Genomic DNA, 18,888 nt, shown 5'->3' with positions numbered 1-18,888 from the left:
AGATTCCTTTATCTTTATTAGTCGTTGTCAAATTTTGGTTTTTCCCCTGTAAACCAAATTGTAACTTCCCAGTCGCCTTGTTTATAAATATTATAATTAAGTGCTACGAAATTCTTTTCCAATACGTCGCCAAAACCTTTTCGCTCGAACTTGAAAACAGAAGTGGCTTGACCACCAAAAACTGTTGTGTATCTAGTTGGATAATCGGTAAGTGGAATTGGATATGCTACATCGAACTTTACCGATGTGTTTGTTTTAACCATATTGAAACCATGAACTAGGTTTTTCCAATCTGTAGTTGCAAACTTATTTGGATCAATCACCTGTGATAACGTATCTATAAATTTGAAAGTAATACTTCTACCATTGCCTACTTTGTTAAAAAGTACCCGAACTGAGCCACCTAGATTTTGACCGGTTCTTTCGCCAACAATATTAACTGCGGACGGGAAAACAGAAGTAGAAGTACCCTGACCTAAAACAGGATCTAGATATGAAGGTTCGAAATCTCTTTCTTTTAATGGCATCAATCTAAAATTTTGGAAGTATTTCCTCCCGCCACTGTTTGACATCTCTATATCGAACACATAACCAGAATCTGGCTGTGTTTTTAAGGTGTTAGAGTTTGCAGCCGCCCACATTAAAAGTTCTCCAGAATGAGGACGAATTTCGAATAATGGATGATTTTCTATCGCTCTCTTTTCGTCGATTTCTGCAAGAGATTTTTCTGTACCATCATAAGCCTTTTTCCAAACTGAAACTGGATAAATTTTATTCAATTCATCCGCAGGATCGCCAGCAAAAGTTCTAAAATTAATAATCTTAAAATCTAAAGGCCTACTAGAGCTTCCGTATTGAACAATATTGGCAAACAATGTATTCCTACCCAATACCGGCTGAAAATTTTGTTGCACATATAACGTATTGTCCGCTAAGGACAGCCTATTGTCGGGCAAATTCTTTTTACATGATGCAAAACTTAACGTTGCACCCAACAATGAAAAAAAGAGTATTTGTTTATTTTTCATATTTTTCATATTCTATTTATCTAATAAGTATATAAACCTATCAAACCCAAAATTGTGCAACGGACTTAAAATATTGATAGTTGCATTCGTTGTTTTTATATTAATTGCATCTGTAGTTGCTGTTGTCCAATCGGCCCTAAGTAAAGAGCCGTAGCTATCGCTAAAATCAAGCGAAGCCGCGCCACCGCCAACAAAACCCGATGCACTCAGTTTTCTATAATCTACATGCATTGTATAATTACTCGATATAGAAACTACATCAGCACCATCTGGCTTAGATGAAAAATCATCGGCTGTTTTAACGCCCCTGATGATGTACTGGCTAACCATAAAATAAAGATCAACGTCGCTAGCAGATGACAAATAAATTGGCGTTTTACCTTCTGATTTTCTTTGTATATTCAGGTATTTAATGGATGCTTGAAAACTTTTATCCACCGGTGCAAACAAGGTTACTTTTTGGTTCGTTAACGAATCTTTCAAGTTTGGAAATCGATTAATGACCAACAAAAGTGAATCGAAAGTGCCTTTAGGCTGCGCCTGTAAGTAGGCCATAGCTGAACCGTTAAAACTCTGCGTTGTATTCACGTAATCTTCGTAAATAGATTTCTTTTTACACCCTGCAAAAAACAGTATCATTGCACAGAGTGTAAATGTTTTTATAAAATATTGATTTTTTTTCATTGTATCTTCTGATTAATTAACTACTGCCAGTATGGATATTGTGTTATTGAAGGATTAGCACTGATTACATCTCTAGAAACAGGCCAGTAAATACCACCTTGCGCTTCAAACTGTGCGAACGTTAGCGGTGTATTTCCTTTTGTTATAAATATGCCGTTTGATTTTTTGATCCTGTTGTATCTAACAATATCGTACCATCTCCAACCTTCGCCCATAAGTTCTCTTCTTCTTTCAGCGAAAATTGCATCAATTGCATTTTCTGGCGTATTTTGACCTGGAGCTGGTGCGTAAGAAATCCCTCTTAGCGCTGAAGCTTGATTAAGGTACGCAATGGCATCACTTGTCTTATTCAATACGGCTAATGCTTCAGCCCTTAACAATGTGATTTCTTCTAAGCGAGAAAAAACCAGCGAAGAACTAAAAAGCATGTAATCACTGCGGGTGATACTCGATCCAAAACATTTAATTTTATTAAAAATTGGGCGTTGTGATTGGAAGTTATAAAAGTAGTTTGTTCTGTAATTTCCCGTTGATGGGTCTATACTAAAACGTAAATCTAAAGGCGAGGTAAAAATCTTTAATATGCTGTCTTTAGTTACAAACATTTCCGGTATCTCTTTAGGCACATAGGGTTTAGCTAAGGTTAGTTGTTCTATATGCCCATTTGCGGTTGACAATCCTGTTGTTTGTTCGAAAGGAAAGCCTACCATTAATGTAGCGCGTTTGAAAGCAAAAGGGCTATTAGGAACATTTTCTGTTAAGTTACCCATATCAATGTACTCTAAATTGAAAGCCTCATCAACACCAGATTGCGTTGGCACATTGTCCATAACAAATTTAGCATAATTCTCTACGTTCAAATAATCACCCTGCCATGCTGCTACGTGCGCCAATAATATGTAGGCTGATAACCTTCCAAATATAATACCGTTCCAACCATTCCATGGCACACCATAGTACAATCCTGGTAAAATTGGATCGGTACCGCCATATCTAAACGGCACAACTTTAGCTGCTGCCAATAGCTCATTAGTGCAATAAGATAATACTGTAGCTTGGTTTGTTCTAGGTGGCGTAATAAATTGCCCATCATGAGATGAAGTTACAAGTGGCACATCGCCCCAAATTCTAACCATGTAAAAATAAGCAAATGCGCGTAACATTCTTGCTTGTGCAATATCTACATTGTTGTTTAGTGGTGTGTATCTTGGGTCTAATTTTACAATCTCGCTTGAGCGCTCAATAAATAAACTTGCTGCATTAATGGCTGCATAGAAAGCACGCCAATTTGTTATTCTGTTTACAACAGGCGATTCTGCTTTTAAATCACCATTGATGATGGCCTTTAAATCCGACCTAGTGGTTGCCGTAAAATCTCCTTTGCGAAGATCTCCCATTAACCAATGCGCATTATCTGCTACGGTTGCCGAACGCAATAAGCCATAGATTGACAGCAAATTGGCTCGTGAGTCTTCAAAAGTTTTCCAGTTTGTACTTTCTGTAGCTAACCTAGTTGATTTTTCATCATCTATTTTTTTACAAGAAAGATTACCAAATGTTATAACACCCACAATAAGGACTAATGTGATTATTTTGGAGATTTTATTTATATCGTTTGAGTATTTCATATCAATAATTGTGTGTTGTTTTACAAATCCAATTTAAATCCTAAAACAAAAGTTCTTGGTATAGGCAGGTTCGCACCATCGTATATACCATTGTAATTAACCAACTCCGGATCCTGCCCAGAAAACTTAGTTATCGTAAATACATTCATTGCGGTTACGTATAAAAATGCCTTTCTAAATGGTGTTCCGCTTTTCTTGAAAATATTTGATTTTCCAAAATCATAACCTAAGGTTAAAGATCTTAACTTCAAATAAGATGCATCTTCCAAAAATAGATCTTGATCCGCTCTATAAGCATCAACAGAACTCCAAGGATTATAAATTGGATAGTTTTTTTGATTATCAAAAATTTGCCATGATTGAATTTCCTTTACTGAGTTGATGTCGTTACCAGCCTCGCTATTTACGAAATCGTATCTTGAAGCTTGGTATTGATTAATTGCTTTCTGCCCTAATGCGAAAATTAAATTAAAATTTAGATCGAAGTTTTTATAGGTTAATGAGTTACCCCATCCGCCAACTACCTTTGGTGCTCTATCACCTGTTGATACTTTATCTTTCTCATCAATTCTATTGTCGCCGTTATAATCTTTCCAGTTAGGATCGCCAACTTTAATCGCAATGCCATTGAAATTTCGTCCAGCTGGTATTTCACTTTGATTGTTATAAATGCCTTGGTTAGTATATAACCAGTAACTGCCTAATGATTGACCAACTGTAATTCTATCAGTTCCAACAGTAAGTTCTTGTAAGCCGCCTGGTAGCGCAACAACCTTATTTTTATTGTAACTGGCATTGATGCTGGTGCTCCAACTCAAAGCCTTTGGTCTATTAATAACCAAAGCATTTGCGCTTAATTCTATCCCTTTATTGTTAACATCTAAACCAGATTGGTAATTTTGACTGTAACCCGTTTCTACAGGAACAGGAATGCCAATTACTTGATTTTTATCGTTTCTATTGTAAACAGATAATCCACCTGTTATACGTCCATTTAAGAATGATCCTGATAAACTAATATTTGTACGATCTGCATAAGGAAGTGAAATGCCATAGCCGATAAAACCACTGCTATATGGTCTGTTTATACCAAGAATACCACCATAACCTGGTATTGTTGGTTCTTCAAACCATCCGCTTTCCGATTTATACTGTGGACCAGCAGCAAACTTATCATCTTGAAAAAGTCTTAAAGTTCTTCCCCATCCGGCGCTAAGGCTTAATTCGTTTATAGTTTTTGAATCTTTAAGAAATTGACTCTTCAAATTATAAGTTGCATTAAAAGCAGGTGTAGTTACCCATCTACTATCTGGCTGACCGTTTGATGAACCATCTCTTCTTACTAATGCACTAACCGTAAGTACATCTTTATAACTGTATTTTGCCGATGCATTTACAGAAAATAGATTGTTACGTTCTTTGTCAATATATCTAAAAATATAAAATTCAGAATTAGAATAGGTATTTAAATAATTATCTTTTGTGGGATCTCCTTCTACTTTGAGTATTTTAACGAAATCATTTGGACCGTTATAAGCTCTAGTATAATTATACTTATAGGTATCTCCTTGAATACTTTGACCCAAGCCAAAATCTATTTTGTTATTATCGTTAAATTTGTAAGTGTATTCTGCCGTATTGTTTACTAAAACACGTTGACTGAAACCAAAATAGTTTGAAATATAACTTACTCCTGCTTGTAATGTTGATGGAATAAAATAATCTCTAATGCCTTCGTTATAATCAACCATTAAGCTTGAAGATAAAATAACTGGACCCACCGTTGCACGCAATGAAATGTTTCCATTAACAATCGAAGTTTTATTAATATCTACGTCTTTATCCGTTTCATTAAGGAATGCACTATAATTATCTGCGTTTGGAGCTAGCGGACTAGTTAAATCAGGAATATATCTTGATTCTGCGAACCGATCTCTTAAACTTTTATTTCTTGTTCTATCTAAACGCACAGCATTAACGGAACTAGACACGGTAAGCCATGAGAATGGCGCCATGTTAATACCGAAAAATAAATTGTAGCGATCTATGCTCGTTTTATCAGCATTTCCAGCATTTTTAGTGCCTGCACCATAGAAGCGGAAATTAGCCCTATCGTTACCACCGGTTATACCCAAATCAGCCGAGAAGGTTGGTGAACTACTATAATATTGTTTGTTCCAATTAGAAGGACCAAAATATGCTGTATTGGTAGAATCCTTTAAATAAGAGGCAGAATTTGCATAATTTTCTTCAGTAGCATATTTTTGATAAAAAGGCTTTCTGAAATTATTTTCGTAAACACCATTAACAGTACTGGTACTTGGTGCGGTTACAAAACCAAAATAAGAATTTAAACTAATGTCTCTTTTACCATCTCTAGCATTTTTGGTGGTGATGTAAATTGCACCGTTTGCTGCGTTTGGACCAAGTTTGGCTAGTTCAAACGGATCTTTAACAACTGCTATTGACTGTATATTATCAATATCGATTTGAGAAAGTAGGTTTGTTGCTGGACCAATTCTATTATAGTCATATCGTTGCACATCAAAAGCGAAAGGATTCTCCGCAACTAAAGGCACACCGTTTAAATAAATAGCCGGTTGCAATGCGTAATTATCTTTTTTAGAGAACATGATGTTGGAAGCACCCTGAACAATGATACTTTGCTCAGTACCCGGCTCTCCGTTTGATTCTTGAACGTACACACCAGCTAAGTTGCCTTTGATAATTTGCTGTAAAGACAAATTTGGAACCGGAGCGGAAGTTCTTACATTAATTGTATCGCGAACGGTTTTGAATTTTTGAGACGCACGTACCATCTGTCCAATAGTATCTATTGTTACAGATTTTTTCGTAGAATCCTTTTTGCTGGTATCCTGCTGAAGAACAAGATGCTTAAAAGTTAACGTATTTGTATAATTGTTATTGGCTTGAGCATTTGAAAGCCCAAAAAGCAATAAAAAAAATACAATACTAACAGTAGAAGAAAGTTTAACCATTTTTAATCTTTGTTAAATATTTAATTTTCAGAAACGCCTATTGTAAAGGAACAGGAGGCTATTATGACACACAAAGAAGTTAAAAATCCCGAGAATAGTAGATTGTAAAGTCTTTTCAATATTTTAATTTTAATTGTGTATCAATATTTATATGCTTTAAGCAAGCAGAAAACTTTCTACTTACTGCAAGCGTGTTGTTTGGTTGTTTATATCGATGAAAAACTATTTGGCACTTTTTTCATCAAATTTTCAAAAAGTTAAAGTGTTTTATGGGTTTTAGTTAGTAAGTCCCACTCACTTTTTGATTTTTTTTTATTTAAAATGGATTCTAATTATTAAACTAACACAACGATTAGTCAACTGTCTTCGAACACATATTTCAATACCTCTAAATTGCGATTTTTGGATCGTGCATTTTTAACATATTTTAACTAAAATTTACCAAATTTTACCCAAAAATGAGATTTTACTGGTTGTTTGTTAATTATTTGTAAGTATTATTAATCCATCTTGCATTAGCGCAAACATTTACTGTCACTACTGTGTTTACCGTTTCCGTTTATTAATTGGTTTAATTTCATTGTTTTTCACCTCGGTAAAACCCAAATTACAATCTATTTAACAACTGCACACTAGCTTGGTTTAAATGCCTTGAAATGAGCAATATCCCTCACTAATTCTATTTAACGTTACGACTTTCACTGTTAAGCGCCAATTTAATTTACACTTGCTTTTGTTAATCTAAATAGCAGTTAAATCATATAAGCTAAATTAGAAAAATGCGTTATCGCAAACACCCTTATCACAATTTAATTTAAAGCGACCTATATTTTTAAAATTTTGCTGCTATAATTATAATTTATATGAATATATGGACTGAATAAAATTAACAATTGAACTAGCAGAATTCACCACTAGCTTCTTTAATTGAGAGATGTTAGTCATTTGGAGGTTTAAATTTAAATTTTTTAGACCATAAAAACAAATTTTCACCTCAAAAATTTTAACTTTTTTTAACACAATTGGCTAATTACATTTCGTACGAAAGAATTTAATCGAAACTACTTTTCTCACCATGTTGGTAATGAAATTGAGTATTTAGCATTGCTATAAATTTAAAAAAACCTTCAGAAAATGAAAAACCCAACTGATAATTTTATTAAATTACCAATTGGGTTATCCAAACGCTGGGTGCATCTTTTAACTAATAATAGGCGCTCGAAATGCGATATTACTTTCGAGAGCCTAAATGCACTTTTTGGGTTAGAACGATCTTCACTCTAAATTTAGTTCAGTGTCTTTATAGCAGGAAAGATGTTGATCCCGAAAAATTCGGGACAGCATGACGAAAAGTCTAAATGTAATGCCAATGAAGAATTATTTTCAATAAAACAGTTATCCACCTGAGATTAAAATTTAATTTAAAAATTTTTAAAACTCGGATTTTGAATAATTTGCGGGTCAATTTCATTGAAACGTGCGGCGGCATTTAGAAAATGAGCCGTTAACCAGAATACCGTCCACTGCTCTACATAACCGCCTCTAAAATTATAAACATTAGTTAAATCACCTGCTTGAGCATAGTTAGTTTGTTGAATTTGTTCACCATGAGAACCAAAAGGGTCGATCATTTGTCCACAAGAACGAAACATTAATAAAGCCATCTTTTGTAATCTTTCATCTTTTAAGTATTTACCCAACTTGTAAAGTTCAGGTGTAAAAAATACGCCGAAAGCATCTAAATGCTGGTTTTGTGCAGAAACTACAGTCCAACCTCTCGATTTGAAGTAATGGTCACCCAATCTAGAAGCAGGCATGGTAATGTCCCAATCTACCATGTAACTAAATGTAACGTAACCTGCATGCGTGGCGTAATCTAAATATTTCTGTTCTTTTGTAAGCTCATACATCGCCATAAAACCTTGAAAAGCAGCCCACGCGCCTTCTTTATCTTCACAGCTTGCATCTAAAGTTCCTCCCCAATATGGTTCTTTCATAGAAATATGACGCATAGCATAATGATCGGCCGCTTTTCTTGCTGCTAAAGCATATTGCTTATTCATAAACATTTTTGACGCCAAAGTTAATGGCGCTATAAAAAATGCTTCATTTGTAGAAATAGGCCTCCAATCTGCAGCAAGGATTCTTTTAGCTTGTATGTCGGATGCCTTCTTTAAAAAAGTTTCCCAATTGGCAATTTTGTAATTTTTGTTTTTTCTTGCTGATTCAATTGCTTTAGCAAAATTATACATGGCTTGCCCTTGAGAAACATTGTCTTGATTAGACCATTTATTGTCTGCAACGACAAAATTTTGCATAAAACCATCTTTATTAAATGGAGAGGTAGCTAAAAAATCTAAAGAACGCTGCACTTGATTATCAATCCTCTTATCTTTTAATATCGGTTTTAGTTCCTGCAATGCAAATCCTAACGAAGCTGCTTGGCCGCACCATCCCATTACATAAGCAGGATTATTGGCGTCAAATCTGTACATACCAAAACCAGCACTCTTACTATCTTGAAACCACCTGGTATTTGCAAATTGATATTTCAAATCGATAATCTCTTTAAAAGAAGGCATATCCTCACTATTAAAGGGCTTAAATATATCTATGTTGGTATCCATTGCTTTTTTAAAGGCAAAACCAACTTGTGGCGAAGGGTGGACTTCAATATAGAAAGTCTTTTCTATAATGGCGTTAGGTTTAATGTTTAACCAAGTATTGTTGTAAGGAAGTGCTTCATTCCAAATCGCTTTAACTACACTTTTTTTACCATTCATTGCGGTAGGACCAGATAGCAATTCTAATTCAGTTGTGTTATTTCTAGCACTCACCCCCATCGACCACCATTGATCGCGAATATTTGCATAAGGCACTTGCGTAGGCAAAGAATGTATAGAAACGCCATAGTTTTTTTTGCCAGCCATTAATTCTGCAGATACGAACGGCATTGAGAATCTGTGTTCTTCAAACAGCGCATCAGGCGCAACATCTTTGTTAAAAGTTGCCACACAAGTAGCACAATCTTTATATCCAGAAGGATTACCATAATGCATAATTCCTGGCATAAATACTTTTTCGGTATAGGTTGGTAATGCCCATCTAATTGCTAGCGTAACTTTATCTAATTCCGTATTGCTATGCCACTCAAATCGCCTAATACACTTAATTTTATCACCTTCTTTGTGGTATGCATCTCTTAAATGCCAAGTGCCGTTAGGGAGTTTTATTTTACCGAAGAGGATAGTCCAATCTCCTTCTTTTACCATACTATCTGGCTGAGCATAATGCCAATCGGTACTCCAATCGTTTTCCCAGCCTGTTGCAATTGCCCACAAACCTTCTTTTGGTGTTTCTAAAAGTATTTTGTTTCCAAAAGAAAATGAAGGGGTGTAATGAGCGTCTTTTTTTATATTTAGTGTAGTTTGTGCATTACAAAATTGATTAACAAACAGCAAAACAATTAAAGTAAATACAAACTTAGCTAATCCGATTTTTACATTTTCTACACTGCTTTCGCTTTGTAATTGGAAATTATTACGCGTTGCACTTTGATGCGAATTAACTAAAACTGCTGGCGGATATTGATAGTCGGACCAAAAATGAGTAAACATTTTTTTCATTTTATATTTTTTTGTGTGTTTTTTGTGTTGAAATATATTTTAAAAATCGCAGTGCTAAAACGTTTATAAAGTTTTTCACTTATTTTAGATTGATGTTTAACTCAACAGTTTTCATCGCTGGCAAGTGGATGCGTTTACTATTATCTTTATCAGCTTTAATATCGACTGCATTATTTTTCGAAGTAATATTTTTTATGGTAGATGGCAATACCAGACTGATTGTTTGATCTATCTGCGATTTCATTTTTACTGTTATTGATTTCTGATCCCAACTTAATTTTTCTATTTCTATTTGTCCTCGGCAAAGTACACCTTCTATAGAACCTTTAGATAATTCTGTTGGCAGCGCTGGTAGAATTTTTAGTCGTCCATCATCGGCAAATGCCAACATTTTAATCATTACAGATGGCATGCCACCACTTACATCCATATTAAATAAACGACGATAATTGTGCATAGAAGCCATATTACCAAGCCAAAACCGGTTTACCAAATAACGAAGACACTCGTAAGCCAACTCCTTTTCTCCAAGGCTTGCAGACGCCTGCCCAAGCTGAACAATACCGAACGACATTTCACTCACTTTGTTATTTCTCCAATGCGCGGTTAATTTTTGTTCGATACTTTTTTTAAAGGCTGTCATCAACCTTGGACTGTTTTCTATCTCTGCTGGAATACCATCATAAAGTGCGTACAGTTGCGAAGAATGCCTATGGTCGTCGTTGTTATCTAGCTTTGGCGTTAACCATTCTTTTATAATACCATTATCAGTAAGCATATAATCTGGCATTTTCTTAAGCATAGCTTTCCACTTGTCAATTTTATCAGCATTAACGCCTGCTATTTGCGAGGCAATTATTGTGTTGTGAATAAGCTCTGAAGCAGCAGCCATATCCATTGTTGCATTGAAAGACCCTTGCGAGTCGGAATTTTTTGGTGTATTTTCTGGCGACTGCGTTGGCGAGAAGATGTATTTTCCATCAGGCCCTAAGTAAAGATAATCTTCAAAAAACAAGACAGATTTTTCCATGAACGGAAGTGCATGTTCTTTAAGAAATTTTTTATCGCCAGTGTAACGGTAGTAATCGTAAAAGTAGTGAGAAGCCCAAGCCGCACCGGCCACCCAAAATCCACCAGCAAAATCATTAGCTAATGCATTATTGAAAGCAGTTGTAGATGATCGTGAAGGGAGAACTATCCCTCGAGCACCGAACATATTTTTTGCGTTAATTTCCAAATAATGGGTTATCGATTCCATATAATTGGTGTATGCGCTCATTAATTCGGGCATATTGCCCATTAGTACGCTAGATATTGCCGAAGGAACATTTCCGTTATGCGTATAATCTCCAGACCAAGCTGGCGAATACGTGCCCCCCCAAATACCACCCAAAGCAGGTGGCCTATCGCCCATACAACTAAGAATATTATAGCGCCCGGCATCAAACTCTTTTTCGATAAGCGCCATGTTTGTGTTTTCTACCGATGATTTATTGATGAGCTCTTCGGAGGTAAGTTTTCTATCTTGCCCGCCACCAAGATCCAATTTCATCCGGTTGAATATTTTTCCATGAATTGCAGCATGTCGCTTAACCAAAACATCATAATCTGTTGATAAGGCAGACATTTTATTAGTGATGGTTGTTTGTTGTGATTTTGCTGGATTATATAAAAGACCGATGTTGATAAAAATCAATACCCGATCTGCACCTGAAATTTTGATTGAATTTCCATCCTGCGCTAACGCTCCGTTATTGTAAACTACTTCTGCAATACCCTCTAAGGCATGCACACTACCAGGATATGCTTTTGAAAAACTATTTGAATATATAAAAGTGTTTTGGTTAACTTGTTGCTTTACATTGCTTATATACTCTTTAAAGTTATTTTCGGAGTACTTTAATGTTTCTTTACCAAGAGAACTATCTGGCTTTGTGGAGTTTAAGTTGAATGAAAAATTAAGTGCACCTTTAGGTCCCGTTAATTCTAAAACCACCAAACTATCTGCACGAGAAGCAAATATTTTTCTTTCAAACCTCCCTCTATCATCTACCCACTGCACTTTAGCCTCGCCAGTTTCGAAATTTACAGCACGCACATAATCTTTAACTAATCCGGCAACGCTCATATTAATATTCATGTCGAATGCAGGTACAAATGGGTCGGGTCCATAAAAATCTTCTTGACCAGAAAATTGCGCAGCCAACTCGGTGGCTTGTTTATATAAACCCCTATCGATTAGATTTCTGATCTCCCAAATTCTTGCCCCATTATCTGGCGGCATTACCGGATTTCTAATTGGCAAAAACAATTTAGCATGACTAAAAATAATAATGTCATTTAGTGGCTTGCTCAAAACGTTTACGCCGATTGTACCGTTTCCACTAATTAGCCCTTCTTCCCAATTTTTACCGGGTTTGGAACTTATAAATCCTCTCTCTGGCGATGCAAGTTTTTGACCCAATACAAAAGATGTATTCCCAAAGAAAATAAAAAAGAAACACACTATGAAATTGGCTATTTTTTTCATGTTTTATTGATTAGTTTGTAATTTAATCGTTGTTATTTTAGTCAATTTCAAAGTGTGTTTACTATTGAAAACAATATTTGCTGATCACTGTAAAATTATTTCACAGCAACTTGAAATGATGCTGCATATTCTGATGGATAAACACCGACTGCATCAATCACCAACGCATCATTAGTTTGTTTCCACTTTAAATCTTTGCTACTTCCTAAAAGTTTTATTGCTGTAACTTTCTTTTTTAGTTGTGTTTTACCAAATGATTTTAAAATAATTTTTCCCGTTGGGATTTTAAGTGCAATTGCAAAAATATCATCGCCTTTCGTAGTAAATCTAAAATCTTGTGCTGTAAATTCTTTTTCTTCTGGCTTGTAGCTATCAGCATTTTGCTTCGCTTTTTCTGCAGCAGCAATCATTCCTGGCCCCTCTCCAAATATTTTCCATGGTCGAGTACCGTAAATTGCCTCTCCGTTAACATCCAACCATTTTCCCATCTCCAACAACAAGTGTTGCTGTACTTCTGGAATGGTACCATCTGCTTTTGGCCCTATATTTAGCAATAGATTACCATTCTTACTTACAATATCTATCAATCCATCGATTAAAAATTGTGGTGTTTTGTAATGATCGTCTTCTATATATCCCCAAGACCTATCCCCTACCGAATCATCAGACTGCCAAGGCAACTTGCTAATTTTGGTATCTCCATCCCGTTCAAAATCTATTACCGCAGCACTATCTGGAAAAGCAGTATTTTTATAGTTAAGTACTACACCTTTATTCATAGCTATGCCAGCATTGTAATAGTAAGCTGCAAAACTTTTAAGATACGGCTGAAAGCTAGGGTTATCCAACCACCAATCGAACCAAAATAATTGCGGTTTGTATTTATCTACCAATTCTGTATTTCTTAGCAACCAATCGTTTAAAAATACCGGGCTAATTTTTGTAGTTGATAACGAATCTTCGCCCGTAGCAGCAGGGCCATATAAATCGTCAAATTTTGGATCGTTAACATCGGATTTAATATCACGGCCATTATGGTAAAAATACCAATGTTCTGCCCTGTGAGAAGAAAGACCGAAAATCATTCCTTCTTTGCGTATTGAGGTTGACAACTCTCCAATAACATCACGCTTTGGACCCATATTTACCGAGTTCCATTTAGAAAGCTTTGTATCGTACATTGCAAAACCGTCATGGTGTTCTGCAACTGGAACTACATATTTAGCACCTGCCTTTTTAAATAGTTTAGCCCAAGCATCCGCATCAAATTTTTCGCCTTTAAACATTGGAATAAAGTCTTTATATCCAAACTTATCTTGCGTACCATACGTTTCAATATGGTGCTTATATGCAGCAGATCCTTTTTGATACATATCATTCCCGTACCATTCGCCAAAAATACCACCGCCACCATAAGCCGGCACCGAATAAACGCCCCAATGTATAAAAATACCAAATTTTGCATCTCTAAACCAATCGGGTACTGTATAGGTTTTAAGCGATTTCCAGTTAGGTTGAAAAAGTTCTTGGGCAAAACTTTGAAAGCCGAAGAACATAAAGACTAATAAAACTTTTACTTTTAATGAATTCATAATTTAATTTCTGATAGTGTACTTATAATTTTGATTTGTGTGTTTCTTTTTAATTCAATCTATTTTAACTTGGCATTAGGTTTTTGTAACTTGCAAATTCCATTAAAAACGAATTACATTATTTGGCCAATAGGCCCATGTAGCTTTTCTTAAAAGCCAAAGGCGATTTATTTTTCATCACTTTAAATTGATGGTTAAAATGAGATATGCTGTTGTAACCGCAAATGTAACCCACCTCTGCCGAACTCATATCGTGCTCGAGCAGGTATTTACAGGCTTTACCTATTCTAACTTCCATTAAAAACTGGATGTAGGTTTTCTTTGTTTTATCTTTAAAAAATCTACAGAAAGAATGGACGCTTAAATTTATTAAAACCGCTACTTCTTCAATAGTGATTTGGTTGTGGTAATTGGAATAGGTATAATCAATAACTGCATTCAGTTTGGCATTATTTGTATTTTCTTTCTGAACTGAATATCCTTCAGTTGCCAATAACTCATAATCATTACTCTCTGTAATGCATTGCAGAATATCTAATAGCGCAATTAATTTTCTGCCTTTTTTTGCACAACCTATCTCCTCAATAAGTTTAACAACCTCTTTTTTTGCAGCATTTTTAATTTTAACTCCTCTTTTACTGAGTGCTAACAAATCTTTTATTTCTCTAGATTCTGGGAGGTTTAAAAAAGAATCGCCAAATATTTGAGGTGAGAAAATCGTAACCAATGCTTCACCGGTTTCATCAGAATTGTTTTTAATATATTTTTCTTCGTGTTGGTAAGAATGTGGAATACCAGAACCCAATAATATTAAATCACCACTTTCAAACTTACCCTCATAGTCTCCAACAATCCATGTACCAGCACTTTTTTTAATGTAAACAATCTCGCATTCTGTATGGTAGTGCCAGTTGTTTATCATTTTGTCTCCAATGTCTCTTCTAACAATAAATGAATCTTCTACCTCAGGAATTGCTTTTCTTAAAATTGGCTTCATTTTGATGAGTTTAACAATATTTTGATAACAATTATATGCTTAAATTAAAGATTATAAAATGCTGTTGCATTTTGAGCGAAAAATTTGTTTTGTGCTTCCTTAGAGAAGTTAGAAAAATAACTTGTTGTTATTTCTACTACCTCATCATAAGATGCTGCAAGCAGGCATACTGGCCAATCAGAGCCGAACATTAAACGTTCGATTCCAAAAGAATCAACTACAGCATCCATATACGGCTCAAAGTCGTCTTTTTTCCAATTCTGAACATCAGTTTCGGTTACCATACCAGAAATTTTGCAATGGACATTCTCAAATGCTGCAACTTTTTTCATGTCATCACTCCATCTGTCAATCTCTTTATTTAAAATATTTGGTTTTGCTAAATGATCAATTACAAATTTTTGATTTGGAAAGGCGGCTAACAACTTTGGTAGATACTGTAACTGATCGGGGAGCACAAGTAAATCATACGTGTAATTATACTTTTCTAACAAACCAATGCCGTTTAAAAATTTAGGCTGTAACATTTTGTCTCTTGCCAATTCTCCTTGGAGTATGTGCCGAAAACCTTTAAGCTTTTCAAAATGGCTGTAAAATGCCAATCTTTCTTCGAGATTATCATTTTCAAAATCAACCCACCCAACAACGCCTTTAATAAAGTCGAAATTGTCGGCATTATTTAACTGAAATTTGTTTTCTTCTTCTGATACATCAGACTGCACAACCACGGTTCCAATTACCTCATTAGCGGTTAATGCCGGAATTAAATCTTCGGGAAGAAAATCTCTTTTAATGACTTCCATTTCCTCATTAATCCAACTGTCTCTAACTGGATCAAATTTCCAAAAATGTTGGTGGCTGTCAATTTTTTGCATTAGGTTTTAAGGTTTATTCTTTATAAAAGGACTTGGTTTAAGGTTATTAGCTTAAGCAGCCATTTTACACGCCCACATAAGTAACTTTGCTTATATTGTTGTAATTATCGATATATGCTTTTGGAGATTGCCCGATAATACTTTTAAACACTCTATTAAAATTAGTTACACTATTAAAGCCCGATTTGTAAGCCACGCCAGAAATATAATCTTCTTTGCCTCCGGCGATTAAATTTTTACAGGCATCGTTAATTCTTACTTCATTTAAAAAGGAAACAAAGGTATGGCCGGTGTGCTTTTTAAAGTACCTACAAAAAGCCTGTGGCGTCATAAAAGCTGTATTTGCTACGTCTTCTAACGTGATTTGGCTATTATAATTCTCGGTAATGAAGTTAATGATTTTACTTAATCTCATGCCTTCATTTTCAGATACGTTTGCAGCATATAAATCAGAGCAAAGTGGCTTAAGCCCATCGCCCATATCTTGCAATGCATTAATTAGGCTTAAAAAAGTAAAAAGCGTACCCGTGCCAGAAGCATAGTGCACATCGAGCATCTTTTTTGTGAAGCTTGGAGCGCTCGCATCCGGCACTTTAAATCCATATTTATTTTTAGTTAAAAATGAACTCCCAGACTTCATTTCGGGCAAATCAAAAAGTGACGCTAAAATACCTTTTGGGTTAAAATAAATTGAGCAGGCACTGATTTTGTTAGTTTGATCTAAAAAACATTCGGGACTACTCTTAAATAAATGAGGAAGTTTTGCACCGATGACAAAAACATCGCCTGCTTTAAAAGAATGAATATCACTGCCTGCAAGGAGCGTTCCTTCTCCTTTTTCTATCGCGGTAATTTGCCATTCATCGTGCCTATGAAGATGTTGATAAAAATATGGCAACTGAACATGTTCAGAAATTACACTTTTATCATTGGGCACAAGCATTGTAAATGGTAGTACTTTCATAGCCAATTTCGGTTAGTTTACAACTCGAAATGTAAGAATATTAACCGAAAAAAACAAAATTTAATCCATTATTAGTTAAAATACGACTACCTTAAGTTAAGATAATGTTCAAAATAGCTAATTTTGGCTAAAAATGAGGTAATTTTCGACTAATTTCTATATGATATTAATTTAACATATAATATTTTACAAAACCAATAACTAACTGATTTTTAACACACTAAACAATACGGAATTAACGATGTAAACTTAATTTTTTGGCTCAACTTTTATATAATACATAAAAATGATATCGTTTTTTTCCATCAACCCACTTACTAAAGCTTCTTTAATGTGTTTCCATTCGGTAGTTGGAAAAAGTTTAACTTTTTTACCATCCTTGGCAAGTACAAGTGGTAAATTAAAACCGGGCAAACATGTAGTGTACCTATAATAAACCATTCCATTTTTGGTATAATATTGTAAAGTAGGTATTTGCGTGGTTGTTAAATATTGGTCGAACACCTGCTTGTAATTAAACTTTGCAGTTTTAGAAAAGTAATCTTCAATTTGCTTAGTGGTAACTGTTTGATGATAAAAAGTTTTGTTGAGCCCTCTTAATACAGATCGGAAAAGCTCGTCATCATCCATACTGTGCCTTATGGCTTGGAGCATATTACCGCCTTTATTGTACATATCGCCACTACCTTGCGCATTTACACCATAAGGTGCTATAATAGGCTTATCGTTAGCTATATTTCTTATCCCAAAATTATATTCGTTGCCCGCTTTTTTGCCAAAATAATAATCAACAAATAGCGTTTCGCTAAAATTTGTAAAACTTTCATGCACCCACATATCGGCCAAATCTTTGGTTGTTATATTATTACCAAACCACTCGTGCCCACTTTCATGTATAATAATGAAATCAAATTTTAGACCCAACCCATTGCCTGGCAAATCTTTACCACGATAGCCAAATTTATAATGGTTACCGTAAGAAACCGCCGATTGATGTTCCATACCCGTATGAGATGCTTCGATTAATTGATAACCATCTTCATAAAAAGGATAAGGACCAAACCAATGCTCCATACTTTTTAACATTTTCGTAACCTGATCTGGCATATAATCTTTCGCCTTGTTCAAGTTATAATCGAGTACCCAATAATTTAAATCAAGTTTACCTTTTTCGCCCGCATATTCGCCTTTAAAATTTACATATTTACCAATATAAGGAATGATACAATAATTGCTAATTGGATTAATTACGTTGTATTTATAGGTTGCTGTGCCGTTTTTGTTCTCTTTTTTGAAAACCAATCTACCATTTCCAACAGCCACCAAAGTATCTGGCACCGTCATCGTAATTGAGGCACCCAAATCAGGTTCATCGCTTTGATGATCTTTATTAGGATACCAAACCGACGCACCTAAACCTTGACAAGCAACTGTCATCCACGGGCGAGATAATGAATCGGTTGCAAAAATAAATCCACCATCCCAAGGCGCATTTACCGCTTGATGAACTTTACCGTGATAATATATTTTAACACTGTTGGTTTTATTGATCTGCTGAGCTGGCACGCTAGCGTACCAAACGCTTTCTTTATGCTCAAAGTTTAATTTAGTTGCTCCATTATACACCATACTATCGATTATAAGAGGCGGTTGAAGATCTATTTGCATACGCGTTTTACCATCGTTATTTTTAACAACCTTATAAACGATTTCGTTAGATCCCGATATCGATTTTTGATTAAAATCTGGCGTTATATCCAACTCATAGCGTTGTACATCCCACCAAGCACGCTCAGGCGTAATACTTCCTCGCAAGGTATCTGCCAAAGTATATGCACGAGGTTTAGTTTGTGCAGAAAGCGAGGTACTGAATATAAAGATTGAAAAGATAAATAAGAAAGTAATTTTCATATCAGGAGATAAATTTAATTAACCAAAAGTAAATATGGTGTATCCATGTTATAG

General features: G+C 35.1%; 12 protein-coding genes. 1 reads left to right on the top strand and 11 read right to left on the bottom strand.

The genetic code is table 11. From position 1 onward, the window contains the following. Positions 1 to 17 precede the first annotated feature (17 nt). From EZJ43_RS09455 to EZJ43_RS09440, 4 genes are read right to left on the bottom strand one after another with little or no spacing between them, the layout of a single operon-like run. Entirely contained in the window at positions 18 to 1,037 is a 1,020-nt protein-coding gene (locus EZJ43_RS09455; RefSeq protein ID WP_133262465.1) for a DUF5007 domain-containing protein, read from the bottom strand. Positions 1,038 to 1,040: 3 nt separating this feature from the next. Further along, complete coding sequence (locus EZJ43_RS09450) at positions 1,041 to 1,712, bottom strand: hypothetical protein (protein ID WP_165953125.1); 672 nt, start codon at positions 1,710 to 1,712, stop codon at positions 1,041 to 1,043. A 20-nt stretch (positions 1,713 to 1,732) separates the two neighbouring features. Further along, positions 1,733 to 3,340, bottom strand: a complete 1,608-nt coding sequence (locus tag EZJ43_RS09445; RefSeq protein ID WP_133262463.1) for a RagB/SusD family nutrient uptake outer membrane protein — start codon at positions 3,338 to 3,340, stop codon at positions 1,733 to 1,735. A gap of 20 nt (positions 3,341 to 3,360) precedes the next feature. After that, the gene (locus tag EZJ43_RS09440) at positions 3,361 to 6,339 is read right to left on the bottom strand and encodes a TonB-dependent receptor plug domain-containing protein (RefSeq protein ID WP_133262462.1); all 2,979 of its coding nucleotides are present in this window, start codon (positions 6,337 to 6,339) and stop codon (positions 3,361 to 3,363) included. A 1,134-nt stretch (positions 6,340 to 7,473) separates the two neighbouring features. On the opposite strand from EZJ43_RS09440, the gene EZJ43_RS17100 reads away from it, so the two are divergent. Beyond that, positions 7,474 to 7,623, top strand: coding sequence for a hypothetical protein (locus EZJ43_RS17100; RefSeq protein ID WP_165953124.1), 150 nt, complete (start codon positions 7,474 to 7,476; stop codon positions 7,621 to 7,623). A gap of 137 nt (positions 7,624 to 7,760) precedes the next feature. Here EZJ43_RS17100 and EZJ43_RS09435 read toward each other — a convergent pair whose 3' ends face one another. The 7 genes from EZJ43_RS09435 to EZJ43_RS09405 all read right to left on the bottom strand — a co-directional run bounded on the left by EZJ43_RS09435 (position 7,761) and on the right by EZJ43_RS09405 (position 18,834). Next, positions 7,761 to 9,965, bottom strand: coding sequence for a hypothetical protein (locus tag EZJ43_RS09435; RefSeq protein ID WP_165953123.1), 2,205 nt, complete (start codon positions 9,963 to 9,965; stop codon positions 7,761 to 7,763). Between the two features lie 79 nt (positions 9,966 to 10,044). Then, entirely contained in the window at positions 10,045 to 12,495 is a 2,451-nt protein-coding gene (locus EZJ43_RS09430) for a glycosyl hydrolase family 95 catalytic domain-containing protein (protein WP_133262460.1), read from the bottom strand. Positions 12,496 to 12,590: 95 nt separating this feature from the next. Then, a complete protein-coding gene (locus EZJ43_RS09425; protein WP_207924604.1) occupies positions 12,591 to 14,087 on the bottom strand; it encodes an alpha-L-fucosidase in 1,497 nt (498 codons plus the stop codon). Positions 14,088 to 14,205: 118 nt separating this feature from the next. Next, entirely contained in the window at positions 14,206 to 15,084 is an 879-nt protein-coding gene (locus EZJ43_RS09420; protein ID WP_133262459.1) for an AraC family transcriptional regulator, read from the bottom strand. A 44-nt stretch (positions 15,085 to 15,128) separates the two neighbouring features. Then, complete coding sequence (locus tag EZJ43_RS09415; protein ID WP_133262458.1) at positions 15,129 to 15,959, bottom strand: amidohydrolase family protein; 831 nt, start codon at positions 15,957 to 15,959, stop codon at positions 15,129 to 15,131. Between the two features lie 64 nt (positions 15,960 to 16,023). Continuing rightward, complete coding sequence (locus EZJ43_RS09410; RefSeq protein WP_133262457.1) at positions 16,024 to 16,923, bottom strand: AraC family transcriptional regulator; 900 nt, start codon at positions 16,921 to 16,923, stop codon at positions 16,024 to 16,026. A gap of 249 nt (positions 16,924 to 17,172) precedes the next feature. Continuing rightward, complete coding sequence (locus EZJ43_RS09405) at positions 17,173 to 18,834, bottom strand: M1 family metallopeptidase (protein ID WP_133262456.1); 1,662 nt, start codon at positions 18,832 to 18,834, stop codon at positions 17,173 to 17,175. Positions 18,835 to 18,888 lie beyond the last annotated feature (54 nt).

Origin of the sequence: Pedobacter changchengzhani, from assembly GCF_004354365.1 — a bacterium.
In the GTDB taxonomy this organism is placed as follows: Bacteria; Bacteroidota; Bacteroidia; order Sphingobacteriales; family Sphingobacteriaceae; genus Pedobacter; species Pedobacter changchengzhani.
This window is presented reverse-complemented; position numbering and strand designations above follow the sequence as displayed.